17 protein-coding genes are annotated in these 12,601 nt (G+C 50.0%); 14 read left to right on the top strand and 3 right to left on the bottom strand.

Annotation, left to right across the window (positions count from 1 at the left end):
• Nucleotides 1-25: 25 nt before the first annotated feature.
• The 14 genes from ACZ483_RS08790 to ACZ483_RS08725 all read left to right on the top strand — a co-directional run bounded on the left by ACZ483_RS08790 (nucleotide 26) and on the right by ACZ483_RS08725 (nucleotide 9,701).
• Entirely contained in the window at nucleotides 26-295 is a 270-nt protein-coding gene (locus ACZ483_RS08790; RefSeq protein WP_464323800.1) for an acylphosphatase, read from the top strand.
• Nucleotides 261-1,250, top strand: a complete 990-nt coding sequence (locus ACZ483_RS08785) for a murein hydrolase activator EnvC family protein (protein WP_464323799.1) — start codon at nucleotides 261-263, stop codon at nucleotides 1,248-1,250. The genes ACZ483_RS08790 and ACZ483_RS08785 overlap by 35 nt, the downstream gene beginning before the upstream one ends.
• Before the next feature lie 28 nt (nucleotides 1,251-1,278).
• A complete protein-coding gene (gene rplM, locus ACZ483_RS08780) occupies nucleotides 1,279-1,713 on the top strand; it encodes a 50S ribosomal protein L13 (protein WP_464323798.1) in 435 nt (144 codons plus the stop codon).
• Nucleotides 1,710-2,150 (top strand): 30S ribosomal protein S9, encoded by a 441-nt coding sequence (gene rpsI, locus ACZ483_RS08775; RefSeq protein WP_464323797.1) that lies wholly within the window; start codon nucleotides 1,710-1,712, stop codon nucleotides 2,148-2,150. Before rplM ends, rpsI begins: the two co-directional genes overlap by 4 nt.
• Nucleotides 2,135-3,157 (top strand): N-acetyl-gamma-glutamyl-phosphate reductase, encoded by a 1,023-nt coding sequence (argC, locus tag ACZ483_RS08770; RefSeq protein WP_464323796.1) that lies wholly within the window; start codon nucleotides 2,135-2,137, stop codon nucleotides 3,155-3,157. The genes rpsI and argC overlap by 16 nt, the downstream gene beginning before the upstream one ends.
• Before the next feature lie 115 nt (nucleotides 3,158-3,272).
• Nucleotides 3,273-3,671, top strand: coding sequence for a thioredoxin family protein (locus ACZ483_RS08765; RefSeq protein WP_464323795.1), 399 nt, complete (start codon nucleotides 3,273-3,275; stop codon nucleotides 3,669-3,671).
• A gap of 2 nt (nucleotides 3,672-3,673) precedes the next feature.
• Nucleotides 3,674-4,135: a thiosulfate oxidation carrier protein SoxY gene (soxY, locus tag ACZ483_RS08760; RefSeq protein WP_464323794.1), complete on the top strand. Its 462-nt coding sequence runs from the start codon at nucleotides 3,674-3,676 to the stop codon at nucleotides 4,133-4,135.
• Between the two features lie 31 nt (nucleotides 4,136-4,166).
• On the top strand, nucleotides 4,167-4,499 hold the full coding sequence (soxZ, locus tag ACZ483_RS08755; RefSeq protein WP_464323793.1) for a thiosulfate oxidation carrier complex protein SoxZ: 333 nt from the start codon (nucleotides 4,167-4,169) through the stop codon (nucleotides 4,497-4,499).
• Nucleotides 4,500-4,514: 15 nt separating this feature from the next.
• Entirely contained in the window at nucleotides 4,515-5,339 is an 825-nt protein-coding gene (soxA, locus tag ACZ483_RS08750; RefSeq protein WP_464323792.1) for a sulfur oxidation c-type cytochrome SoxA, read from the top strand.
• A 14-nt stretch (nucleotides 5,340-5,353) separates the two neighbouring features.
• Entirely contained in the window at nucleotides 5,354-5,941 is a 588-nt protein-coding gene (gene soxX / locus ACZ483_RS08745) for a sulfur oxidation c-type cytochrome SoxX (protein ID WP_464323791.1), read from the top strand.
• A 94-nt stretch (nucleotides 5,942-6,035) separates the two neighbouring features.
• Nucleotides 6,036-7,790, top strand: a complete 1,755-nt coding sequence (gene soxB / locus ACZ483_RS08740; protein WP_464323790.1) for a thiosulfohydrolase SoxB — start codon at nucleotides 6,036-6,038, stop codon at nucleotides 7,788-7,790.
• Nucleotides 7,787-8,287, top strand: a complete 501-nt coding sequence (locus ACZ483_RS08735) for a DUF302 domain-containing protein (protein WP_464323789.1) — start codon at nucleotides 7,787-7,789, stop codon at nucleotides 8,285-8,287. The genes soxB and ACZ483_RS08735 overlap by 4 nt, the downstream gene beginning before the upstream one ends.
• On the top strand, nucleotides 8,284-8,736 hold the full coding sequence (locus ACZ483_RS08730) for a DUF302 domain-containing protein (protein ID WP_464323788.1): 453 nt from the start codon (nucleotides 8,284-8,286) through the stop codon (nucleotides 8,734-8,736). The genes ACZ483_RS08735 and ACZ483_RS08730 overlap by 4 nt, the downstream gene beginning before the upstream one ends.
• Complete coding sequence (locus tag ACZ483_RS08725) at nucleotides 8,733-9,701, top strand: MBL fold metallo-hydrolase (RefSeq protein WP_464323787.1); 969 nt, start codon at nucleotides 8,733-8,735, stop codon at nucleotides 9,699-9,701. Before ACZ483_RS08730 ends, ACZ483_RS08725 begins: the two co-directional genes overlap by 4 nt.
• On the opposite strand, the gene pgl is transcribed toward ACZ483_RS08725, so the two are convergent.
• From pgl to gnd, 3 genes are read right to left on the bottom strand one after another with little or no spacing between them, the layout of a single operon-like run.
• Complete coding sequence (gene pgl, locus ACZ483_RS08720; RefSeq protein WP_464323786.1) at nucleotides 9,659-10,336, bottom strand: 6-phosphogluconolactonase; 678 nt, start codon at nucleotides 10,334-10,336, stop codon at nucleotides 9,659-9,661. The two genes, ACZ483_RS08725 and pgl, sit on opposite strands and share 43 nt — an antisense overlap.
• Nucleotides 10,329-11,699 (bottom strand): glucose-6-phosphate dehydrogenase, encoded by a 1,371-nt coding sequence (zwf, locus tag ACZ483_RS08715; protein ID WP_464323785.1) that lies wholly within the window; start codon nucleotides 11,697-11,699, stop codon nucleotides 10,329-10,331. Before zwf ends, pgl begins: the two co-directional genes overlap by 8 nt.
• Nucleotides 11,692-12,597 carry a phosphogluconate dehydrogenase (NAD(+)-dependent, decarboxylating) gene (gene gnd, locus ACZ483_RS08710; protein WP_464323784.1) on the bottom strand — a complete coding sequence of 302 codons (906 nt, stop codon included), beginning with the start codon at nucleotides 12,595-12,597 and terminating at the stop codon, nucleotides 11,692-11,694. Before gnd ends, zwf begins: the two co-directional genes overlap by 8 nt.
• Nucleotides 12,598-12,601 lie beyond the last annotated feature (4 nt).

Here is a 12,601-nt window from a genome sequence, read left to right as displayed (position 1 = left end):
TCCCTTTGGTAATATTATAAGGGACATGCGCTTCAGGATCTTTATATCCGGGCTCGTTCAGGGGGTGGGTTTTAGAGCCTACACTCAGAGGATCGCGGAGAGTTATGGACTTTCGGGGTGGGTCAGGAATCTTCCCGATGGAAGGGTTGAGGTTCTCGTAGAAGGGGACGAAGAGGTCCTATGTCACTTCGTAAAAGATCTCTGGAAAGGACCGAGATTATCGAGGGTAGATAAGCTTGAGATAATTAAGGAGGAGGTAGATGAACCTCTTTCTGGTTTTGATATTAGGTATTAGCCTTCTCTTTGGGGAGGCGTATGCGGGCAAGTGCAGACTCTATCACAGAGTAAAGAAGGGTGAGAGTCTCTGGACCATAGCTGACAGGTACAACATCTACATAAAGGACATACTCAGGGTAAATCCCAAGCTAAAAAAGAAGAAGTTCCTTAGGGTCGGTCAGAAGATATGTATTCCTCACAAGAAGAGGGTCGTGAAAAAAAGTAAGAAGTATAAGAAAAGCTATGTGATCTACAGAGTCAGAAAAGGGGATAGCCTTAAGAAGATAGCAAAGAAGTTTGGGGTGAGCTGGAGAGAGATAAAGAGGGTGAACGGACTTAGGAGCGATATAATCCGGGTTGGGCAGAAGTTGAAGATTCCAAGGAAGAGGGCCGTAAAACGATACAGGAAAACTTACAGGAAAAGGGACGTGGTCTACGTAAAGTACAGGGTGAGGAGGGGAGACAGCCTTATAAAGATAGCGAAGAAGTTCGGAGTGAGCTGGAAGGAGATAAAGAGGGTAAATGGACTCAGAAACAACATCGTTAGGAGAGGACAGCTGATAAAGGTTCCTGTTCCAAAAACCGCTTTCGAGAGGAGGTACCTTGACAAGCCCAAGATATCTCTCTCTTTTTTGCCGGTTGAGGGCTCTTTAAAAAAATCTACGAGGGGTCTTGACATCTTCGCTCCCTGTGGAGAAAAGGTTAGAGCTGTGGAAGGAGGCAAGGTCATATACAGCGGTGATGATCTGACCAACTACGGAAACATGATAATGGTAGAACATTCAGGATACATATCTATATACGCTTACAACATGGAGAACCTTGTAAGGAGGGGAGACAGGATATCCAAGGGAGAGGTGATAGGGAAGGTGGGACTGAAACCCGGATCAGGAAAGTGTGCCCTCCATTTCGAGATAAGGGCGAAGGACGGAACGGTCTTAAATCCCCTTGAATATCTTGTTAAAAACAAGTAAAATATTGGTTTCCTGAAAGGAGTGTGGGATGAAGACATACAGGGTAAAGCCCCAAGAGGTTGAGAGGAAGTGGTACGTGGTGGACGCAGAAGGCAAGGTTCTCGGGAGACTCGCCAGCGAGATAGCCAAGATCCTGAGAGGTAAGCACAAACCCTACTACCAGCCCGATGTAGATTGTGGAGACTTCGTCATCGTGGTAAACGCCGAGAAGATAAGGGTTACTGGTAAGAAGCTCGAACAGAAGAAGTACTACTGGCACTCCAACTACCCGGGAGGTCTCAAGGAGCGATCTCTCAAGTGGATGTTGGAGAACAAGCCTGAGGAAGTTATAAGGCTCGCTGTCAAGAGGATGCTTCCTAAGAACAGGCTCGGGCACAGGATGCTTAAAAAGCTCAAAGTTTACAGAGGTCCAGAGCATCCCCATCAGGCTCAGAAACCCGAACCTCTGGAGGTCAAGGTATGATGAAGCTCAAGGACTTCAAGATAACGCCGGAGAACTCTCACTACGGAACGGGAAGAAGGAAGGAGTCCATAGCGAGGGTCTGGATACTCAAAGATCAGCCGGAGAAGTTTGTTGTAAAGGTGGACAGAACCGGTAAGGAGTACAACCTTAAGGACTACGTCCAGAGGGAAACCCTCTTCCAGAAGATAATGCTTCCCTTCAAGGTTACCGGAACGGAGGGCAAGTTTGGGATATACGCTACCGTTGAGGGTGGTGGAATAACCGGTCAGGCAGAAGCGATAATGTACGGAGTAGCAAAGGCGCTCCTTTCCCACAATCCCGACTTCAGACCTGCCCTGAAGAAGGCTAACCTCCTTACGAGGGACGCGAGGGAGAAGGAGAGGAAGAAGTACGCTCAGATGGGAGCAAGGGCTAAGTACAGGTGGAGCAAGCGTTAAAGGTCTGTGTATTTGGTGCTACAGGCTATACTGGAATTGAACTGCTCCGCATCCTTTTCCGCCATCCCAAGGTAGAGGTTACAGAGCTCATCTCAGCCTCGAACGCCGGGAAACCTCTCGGTGATGTGGTGCCTTCCCTGGGAGCTACACCTTACGGCTCCTTAATACTCAGGAGCACTCCGGCGGAGGATTTCGATATCGCCTTTCTCTGCCTGCCTCACGAAAGCTCGTTAAATATAGTTCCCGAACTGGTCGCCCAAGGGAAAAGGGTGATAGACCTCTCAGGAGCTTACAGGATAAAGGACAGGAAAGCTTATCCGAAGTTCTACGGCTTCGAACACACGCATGGGGAACTTCTCGAAGAAGCGGTTTACGGACTCCCGGAGATCTTCAGGAAAGATATAAAGAAGGCTAAACTCGTTGCGAATCCAGGATGTTATCCCACCGCAACTCTACTGGCCATTTACCCCCTACTTAAAGCCGGTGTGGAGCTTGAAGGAATGACGGTTCACGCCCTCTCCGGTGTCTCCGGTGCAGGAAGGAAGCCCAGGCAGCACTTTCACTTTCCTGAAATGGAGGAAAACTTCTTCGCCTACTCTGTAGAAAAGCACAGACACGTCCCGGAGATGGAAAACGTTGCCAGAAGGATAAGGGGTAAAGATATAAGGTTAAGGTTTACGCCCGTAGTCGTTCCCGCTTCCAGAGGAATGCTCTCAACCGTTTACGTAAAAACTGAGCCAATCAACTTTGAGGAGATTTACAAGGAAACCTACGCGAACGAGCCTTTTGTCAAGGTTTTAAACTCCCCTCCTATGACAAAGTGGGTGCTTGGAACCAACCTGTGCCTGCTCTATCCCTTTTACGATAAGAGGACAGGAGATCTCGTGGTCATCTCCGCCATAGACAATCTCGGCAAAGGAGCTTCCCATCAGGCGGTTCAGAATATGAACATAATGTTCGGCTTTGATGAAACAACAGCCCTGCCAAAAGCTCCTCTATTCCCATAAGAAAATTCTTATATGCAAAAGATTTTAAATTAGACTTGATTATCTTCTCATAAGTAACAGTTAAGCAGTTCACAGAACTCTTTCCTCTAAATTATTTAGTGCTATGCTAAGGCTGATGCTCACTTTAAGCCTTATCCTTTCTGTATTTGCCGGTGCTGGAGAGTGGGTAACGGACTTCAATAAAGGTGTAGAGCTCGCCAAGAAAAAAGGGAAAAATATGCTAATTTACTTCTACGGGGAGCACTGTCCTTATTGCTGGCAGATGGAAGAGTTCGTTCTTGGGGATCCCGAGGTGGACAGATTCATAAGTGAGAGATTTGTGGTCGTGAGCCTTGACGCTGATAGGGAGAGGGGGCTCGATAGGAAGTTCAACGTCTTCGGAACTCCCTACTTCGTAATCTACGATCCTAAAAATGATAGAATTGTTTTCAGATTATTCGGAAGTAGGGAGAGGGACGATTTCCTGAGTTTGCTTATGAAGGCCTGTGATAAATCCAGCCTAAGGAGGTGTTAGCCATGATCACAAGAAGGGACCTGCTAAAGGTCGCAGGAGTGGGAGCGGTGGCGCTTGTTGCAGCTCCCGGGGCAGTTAAATCTTCCTTCGGGGCGAAGCCCAAGAAGATCTCTATCGACGACGCCCTGAAGGAGCACTTGGGGGTAACCCTGTCGGGGCTTAAGGAGAGCAATCTTATCAACATCAAGGCTCCTTCCATAGCCGAATCTGGTGCAAACGTTCCTGTTCAGGTGAGTGCGAACATCCCCGTAGATCAGGTTGAGGCTCTTTACATATTTGCCGATTCGAACTTCAATCCTTGGGTAACTACTGTAGAACTCAGCCCGATGAACGGGGAAGTTTTCTTTGCTACAAGGATAAAGCTGGCAAAGACCTCACCTGTCAGGGCTGTCGTTAAGATGAAGGACGGAACGCTCCTTGCTGCCGCCAAGGAGGTCAAGGTTACCGTAGGTGGTTGTGGTTAAATCTCAATAAAAACCTGAAGGGAGGTAGAAGATGGCAAGATTAGGAAGAGCTATAGTGAGGGTTCCAAGAAGAATCTCTAAGGGCCAGGTGTTCAAGGTCCAGATGGTCATCACCCATCCCATGGAGACCGGACTCAGGAAGGACAAAAAGACTGGCAAGCTCATACCCGCCCACTACCTTACCAAGGTCGAGTTTCTCTTCAACGGTAAGAAGGTAACGACGCTGCACACCGGACCGGGTGTGAGTAAGAATCCTTACTTCGCTATCAAGATGAAGGCAAGCGAGTCCGGAACTCTTACCATCAAGTATGAAGACAACAAAGGAGGCAAGTGGGAGAAGAGCGTTAAGATCAACGTCAGCTGATAAGGAGGGGTTGATATGAGGAAAAAAGCGCTTTTAGCGTCCGCCGTTTTTGTCGGAGGGGCTGTTATAACCGCAGCGGTGGCACAGGAACAGATGCCCACACACCTAAAGGAGCTCCTTGAGCTCGGTATGCATCCTGGACACGCCTTCGTCGATGAAGGCAGGGAGATGTTCCACAAACCGGGACCTAACGGCAAGTCCTGTGCTACCTGTCATGGGCAGGACGGCGTTAAGCTCGAAGGCGCCTACGCAAAGATGCCCAGATACTACAAAGACATAGGTAGGGTTGCCGACATAGACACGAGGATACTCGCCTGTATGACCAAGTACATGGGCTATGATCCTAAGGATAAAAGCTTCATGAAGAAGTTCAACAAGTGGAACGGTCCCTACAGGGTACCTCTTGCGACCTACGTGGCATCGCTGAGCAACGGTATGACAATAGACGTTAAGCTCGACGATCCTCAGGAAAAGGAGATGTACAAGAAGGGAGAGGAGCTCTGGTTCATGAGGGTAGGAGCAAGAGACTTCTCCTGCGGCATATGTCACACGGTTCTTGCTGGAAAGAGGATAAGACTTCAGGGACTGCCTGATCCGGTTAAGGCGAAAGTCTACAGCCACTGGCCCGCCTACAGGTTCGGTTCTGACAGGATGTGGACGATGGAGGACAGGGTAAGGAGCTGCTTCAAGGCGTACTTCCTATACATGAAGCAGTGGAATGAGAAGAAGGACTGGGTCAAGAAGCCGCCACCTTACTCCGACTGGGTCATAGCTCTGGAGCTCTACATGAAGCACGCAGCTAACGGTGCAACCGTTGAAGTTCCCGGACTCTTGAGGTAAAAGGAGGGGCGATTATGAAGAAAATACTTTTAACAGGTGCGATAGCAAGTCTTGGTCTGTTGGTTGCCTGTCAGCCTGCAGCCCAGAAGGCTGAGGCTCCGAAGAAGGAAGTGAAAGCTAAGAAGAAACTCAGCAAAGCTGAGAAGTTCAGGATAGCTCTGGCTAATCAGGACAAGTGGCAGAAGGCTTGCTCCAATCCTAACCAGCTCGTTCCCGAAGGCATTGACATCGAAACCTTTAAGAAGGAGATGCTTGCCACGGTTAAGTTCCCCGAAGGTGGGGTCGTCGGCAAGGACATAAAGAGGGGTGAGAAACTCTTCGGAGATCCTAAGAAGGGCGGAAAGAGCAGAAGGGGTAACTGTTACGCCTGTCACTGCGGAGATCCTCAGATAATAGCCTGCGGAAACATCGGACCTTCCCTCAGAGGCTACGGAAAGAGGGGAATAGATCCCAAGGACACCTACATCAGAATATACAACTCCTGGGCTGTGAACCCCTGTTCCGTCATGCCCAGACTCGGATACCACGGCGTTCTCAAGCCTGAGGAGATCGCCGACATTGTCGCCTACATGCATGATCCCAACTCTCCCCTTAACAAGTGATCTCTCTACGGGGGCTCTTCGCCCCCCTGATTTTCAACATAGATTCCCGAGCCTGAGTTATCCTTTTTTTAATTTTTAGAGGAGGTAACGGCAGATGCATTTGACGAGAAGAGATTTCCTTGAACTTGCGATCGTTACAGGGGCATATCTGAGTGCAAATCCCGTATCGGCATTAGCTAAGATGACCTACGACGACATAATGAGTTTCAAGCCGGTGGGTAACGTAACACTGCTATTTACTACCGACATGCACGCGCACCTCGACCCTCTTTACTTCGCAGAACCTATGAACCTTGTGGCTCCCAAGAAGTTGATGGGAACCCCCGGCTATATAACCGGTACGGATTTCCTGAGATACTACAAGATCGCCCCTGGAACCCTCGAAGCCTACTTCACGAGCTGTGTGGATTTCCCCAAGCTCGCCCAGAAGTTCGGTAAGATGGGCGGAGCTGCTCACATAACCACGATCATAAAGCACGTTATAGCTGAACGGGGAAGAGATAAGGTCCTGGTAATGGACGGCGGGGACACCTGGACAACAACAGCAATAGGAACCTTCACGGAAGGTAAGTCCGTGGTTGAGTGGATGACCTACACAGGTTATGACCTGTTCGTAGCCCACTGGGACTTTACCTTTGGAAAGGAGATCTTCTTAAAGAGGATAGAGGAGCTTGAAAAGGGTGGCTGTGAGTTTATAACTCACAACGTGGTCGATGAACTTTGGGGCGACCTCATCTTCAAACCCTACACTATAAGAGAAGTTGGTGGTGTCAAGCTCGGTATCATCGGTAGTTCCTTCCCCTTCACGCCCCTCGCAAATCCGAGGCAGTTCGTTGAGGGATGGAGTTTCGGGATAAGGGAGGATCAGCTACAGCAGTTCGTAAACGAGCTCAGGGAGAAGCACAAGGTCGATGCGGTCATATTCCTCACCCACAACGGATTCCCCCTTGACCAGAAGATAGCGAAGGTAGTTAAGGGAATAGACGTCATCATCTCCGGACACACCCACGACGTTACACCTAAAGCGGTCAGAGTAGGAAAGACCCTCGTTCTTATAGCGGGATCTCACGGAAAGTTTGTCGGAAGGCTCGACCTCGACATAAGGAACGGAAGGATAAGGGATTTCAACTTCAAGCTCTATCCCGTAGCAACGAACCTTGTCCCCGCAGACAGGGGAGCTCAGAAGATAGTAGATAAGTGGAAGAAGCAGGTAACCAAAACACACAAGCTCGACGAGGAGATAGGCGTCGCGGAGGTCATGCTCTATAAGAGGGATACCTTCTTCTCTACCTGGGACTGGCTCGTAGGAGAAGCTATAAACGACTACTACGGCGGAGACCTCGATGTAGTTACTTCGCCTGGATACAGGTGGGGGACGGTTGTCCTTCCCGGCCAGAAGATAACAAGGGATCACGTTTACGACTACACAGCCATAACCTACCCCAACGTTTACGTTCTCAAGAGGACAGGAAAACAGCTCTTAGAGGTCTGGGAGGACGTTGCGGATAACGTCTTCAACCCTGACCCCTTCTACCAGCAGGGTGGAGACATGTCGAGGCTCTGGAACGTTGAGTACGAGATAGAGGTGAACGGACCCCAGTACAAGAGGATAAAGAGGGTCTGGATAGGAGGAAAGCCTCTCAAGGAGAACAAGGAGTATCTTATGGCGGTTTACGGAGGTCCACCACCGCCTCCCGATGCGATCCACCCGGACTACAAGCCCGTCCCTGTCTACGACATACTGATAGACTACATTAAGAAAAAGAAGAACATAAAGGTGAGAACGAAGCCCAACGTCAAAGTCCTCGATGCTCCCTACAGAACCTACGATGAGTGTTTCGGAGCATGAAGGCGATAATGTTTTTACTGGGCGGTTTTCTCGCCGCCCTCGCTTTTATTCTCTACGCCAAGCACTACATACTGACTCCAAAGAACCTGTTCTTCTTCACCGTAGAGGTCGAAGGAAAGAGCCATGAACGTGTCGTGAAGGAACTTGTGGAGAGGTTAAACAAGAAAGGTTTAAAGGTAATAAGAACCCTTCCCATGTCCAAAGTTCTCCACGAAAGGGGAGTCAAGGACTTTCCCAATTACACCACTGTATTAGCCTGCGACATACCAGAAAAGAAGGAGCTGCTGCTTAAGGTTCCCTTCATGAGCGTTTTGATACCCTGCACAGTCGCGATATACGAGCAGGAGGGTAAGGTTAAGATAACGTCCCTAAAAGAACAGCTCTTTCTGAAGGACTTCTCAGAAGAGCTCGGGGACAGGTACATACAGCTGCTCACTGACGTCTATCAGAAGCTCAGGATAGTTATGGTAGAGGTAGCCAAGGGGAGAGAGAGATGAGAAGGTTTTTAGCCCTGTTCCTTGCAGCATTTTTAATAGCTTTAGCTCAGAACGGCAAGGAACATCCCCTGAGGTACGAAGAGGTCATAGAAGGAATGGACTTTGAAGACGTCAAACTCCTTCTAAAGACCGCTCTCGACGGGAGAAACATGAACGTCTTAGGAGTTGTTGACGTATCCACCGAAAAGCCGAGGTATTCCTACATGCTCGTCTGCAACCTCTCCTACGCCGAGAAGATATTTAGGGAGATGCCCCAGCTCGGTGTAATGGCTCCCTGCAGGATATACCTCTACGAGAGGGAGGACGGCGCGGTGGTAGTGGGTTTCATAAACGTAGATACCCTCCTTAAGGTCTTTGAGAAGGATCTCTCAGCGAGGGCTAAGGAGGTTTTCAGAAAGGCGGACGGAGACGTTAAGTCTGCCATAAAGGAGGTAAAAGGAGAACTGTGAGGGCACTTTTACTCCTCCTCATAGCGAGCGCTGTCTTCGGGGGAGAGTATCCCAAGCACGTTAAGGAGACCCTTAAGAAGATAAGGGACAACGTTTACGGTGTATTTGGGGTTTACGAGCAGGTCAGCTACGAGAACAGAGGTTTTATCTCCAACGCCTACTTCGTGGTTACGGAGGGCGGCGTTCTCGTCTTCGATACTCTTACCACATACAAACTCGGTAGAGAGCTCGTAGATACAATAAGGAGTGTTACGGACAAACCGATTAGGTTTACCGTCGTATCCCACTATCACACAGATCACTTCTACGGCGTGGAAGCTTTAAAAGAGAGTGGAGCGGTCGTAATAGCCCACGAGTGGGCTTTTGACTATCTCTCCCAACCATCGAGCTTCAACTTCTATCAGGCGAGAAAGAAGCTCCTTAGGGAGCACATGGACGGGACCGAGATGGTTCCTCCCGACATAACCTTCACAAGGGATCTGAAGATCCACATGGGAGAGCACGAGTTCGAGGTCAAACACTACTGCAAAGCGCACACACCCGGAGACATAGTCGTCTGGATGCCCGACAAGAAAGTCCTTTTCAGCGGAGACATCGTATTTGACGGCAGGCTCCCCTTCTTAGGCTCTGGGAACTCTAAGAGCTGGCTCGTCTGTCTGGATAAAATACTGGAGCTCGATCCTGAGATACTTTTACCCGGACATGGGAAGCCCATGCTCACTAAGGAAAGGATAAGGGACAGGGTTTTGTGGACGAGGAAGTATATATCCGACCTGAGGGAGACGATAAGAAAGATGATAGAGGAGGGTAGGGATATAGATTACGTGAGGGAGCACATAAACGAAGCTCTCTTGGAGATAGATCCCTCCTACGCACAGGTTCCCGTCTTCTTCGACGTAAATCCTGTCAACGCTTACTACGTCTATTTCGAGATAGAGAACGAGCTCTTGGAAGAGGGAGAGTAGAGGTCTGTGAATATCAGAACTTCTTTCCCCTGAACCCTCGTGGCGGGAATGTCTTCTCCGTTGAGTATCTTTTCAAGAACGTTCCTTTTTCTCTCCCCAAGTACTATAAAGGCTTTTCTCTTAGAGCGGTTTATGAACTCGAGGCTCATGCTCACCCTGTCAAGTCCGTCGGGCGATCTGCTCATACAGGCGTTCTTACCGCAGGATAAACAGGGAATTTCCGGGAAGAGGGAGGCCGTGTGTCCGTCCTCCCCTACGCCGAGGAGGATAAAGTCGAGATTCCCCGCCTTGGAGAGGGCTCTATTAAAGTCCCCGCAGGCTTCCTTGAGGGGATTCTCCGTCTTTACCCTGTATATCTTGGCTCTACTCCCTAAGGTTTCCCTCAGCATCCGGTAGTTGCTCCTCGGATCATCGGAAGGGACGTACCTCTCGTCGGTGGGAAAGATCAGTAAGTTTTCCCATTTTTCGAAGATAGCTCCAAATATCTCGTAAGCCCTCCTCGGTGAGCTACCCCCCGCAAGCCCGAGCTTTGCCGCGCCCTTCTCCTCTACGGTCCGTTCGGAGATCTCCTTCAGGAAGTGGGCTAACCTTCCACTAACCTCCTCCCAATCCTTTCCGCTTACGATCCTATACAAGGATCCATCTCCTACCGTCCATGCGGATGAACTCTTCCGCCTCCTCCGGTCCCCAGCTCCCCGGTTCGTAAAGAGGTATACCCCTCCTCTCACTCCAGGCTTCCACTATCGGCTGGACTATCTCCCAAGCAAGTTCCGACTCGTCCTCCCTTATGAAGAGGGTCTGATCCCCCTCTAAGATATCTTCCATGAGGGTTTCGTAGGCTTCGGGAACCTTTCCTCCAAATTGTTCCGCTATGTCCACTTCCATTCTACTCTCCAAGGTGCAGGTGAGAAATCCTTTGGGAGGCATCAGCTGGAAGGAGAGCTTTACCTTGGTGTCCGGCGCTATTCCGAAGGCTATCTTGTTCTGCTCGGGCATACAGCCCAGTAATCTGCCGAAGTTCCCGGGTATCTCTTTGAATACCACCACAGCCTGAGTTATCTTCCTCTTCAGTCTCTTGCCAGTTCTAAGGTAAAAGGGAACTCCCTCCCACCGAAAGTTCTCTATCATGAGCTTCACCGCAGCGTAGGTCTCGGTGTTGGAATCTTTTCCAAGCTCCTCCCTGTAGCCTCTGTACTGACCCCTCACCGCGAAGCGGTCTATCTCAGATACATCGAACCTTCTTATGGAAGCGAGAACCTTCACCTTCTCGTCCCTTATCCTCTCAGCCTCCATCACCGCCGGTGGTTCCATCGCGAGGAAGCCCATTATCTGGATCAGGTGGTTCTGGATCATATCCCTCAGAGCACCTATATGGTCGTAATAGCTAACCCTCCCTTCGAGACCCACCTCCTCGAGGGCCGATATCTGAACGCTGTCTATAAAGTTCTTGTTCCATATCCCTTCGAAGATGTAGTTGGAGAACCTCATCGAGAGTATGTTCTGTATGGGAACCTTTCCGAGGAAGTGGTCTATCCTGTATATCTCGCTTTCGGTAAAGTAGCGCCTGAGTTGGAAGTTGAGCCTCTTGGCAGATTCGATATCGAAACCGAAGGGCTTTTCAATAACTATCTTCCTCGGATTAGAAAACTTCCTCAGGATAGATCCGAGGTTCACTATGGTGGTCTCGAAGAGGTTCGGTGGTAGGGCGAGGTAAAAGATCAGCTCCACACCGTGTAGGTCCTCCATCTCCTCTGAGAGCTTTGAATAATCCTCCCTATTTCGGACATCAAACTTTATGAACCGGAAGAACTTTACTATGCCATTACCCAAACTTTCCACGTACTCCCTTATCTTCTCCTCCCTCCTTCCGAGGGCGTAAATCCCCTTAAGGTTCTTGAGCTTACCCTTCCTGTATAAACTCTCTAAAACGGGATAGAGCTTTCTCCTGGCGAGATCTCCCGTCCCTCCGAATATGAATATGGCGACGGGCTTATCCATCCTTCCTCTTTACCTCGTGTCTTCCGAACTCGTACCTGAGAGCGGCAAGGAGTTTGTCCCTGAAGGAGTCCGACTGCCTCGACCTGAAGCGATTGAAGAGGGAATCGGCGATAACCCAGAGGGGGACACCCAGTTCCACAGCGGTCTGAACCGTCCACCTGCCCTCACCCGAATCCTCAACGTAGGGCTCTATACCCTCGAGACCTCTGAAGTCCTTCAGAGCTTTGTGAGTTAAATCTATCAGCCACGATCTTATCACACTCCCTCTCGTGTAAACCCTCGCCACCTCCTCGAGGTTCAGGTCGAACTCGCTCTCCTTCATGAGCTCAAAGCCCTCTGCGATCGCCTGCATCATTCCGTACTCTATCCCGTTGTGAACCATCTTGACGAAGTGTCCGCTCCCCGCCCTGCCCATGTATCCGTAGCCGTCTCCTCCGTAGGAGAGATCCTTAAAGAGTTCTTCGATCTCTCTGAATACGCTTTCCTCACCTCCGATCATAAGGCAGTAACCCTGCTCCTCTCCCCACACACCTCCGCTCACACCCACGTCGAGGAAGTGAACTCCTATTCTCGATAGCTCGTTGAATCTCCTTACGGAGTCCTTGTAGTAGGAGTTGCCACCGTCTATGACGATGTCCCCTTCCACGAGATTGGGTTTCAAAGAGACGATAGCCTCGTCCACAGCCTTGGCGGGCACCATTATCCATATAAGCTTCCTGTCAGAAAACTCCCCGCAGAGGAAATCTACGTCCTCGAAGACCTCTATGCCTCCCTCCTCGGCTCTTTTCCTCGCCTCCTCGCTCCTGTCATAACCGAAGACCCTCCAGCCCCTGCGAACCAGCCTCCTCCCTATCCCCAAGCCCATCCTTCCGAGACCGACGATTCCTATCTCTTTCATAGGG

Source organism: Hydrogenivirga okinawensis, assembly GCF_055385515.1.
This window is presented reverse-complemented; position numbering and strand designations above follow the sequence as displayed.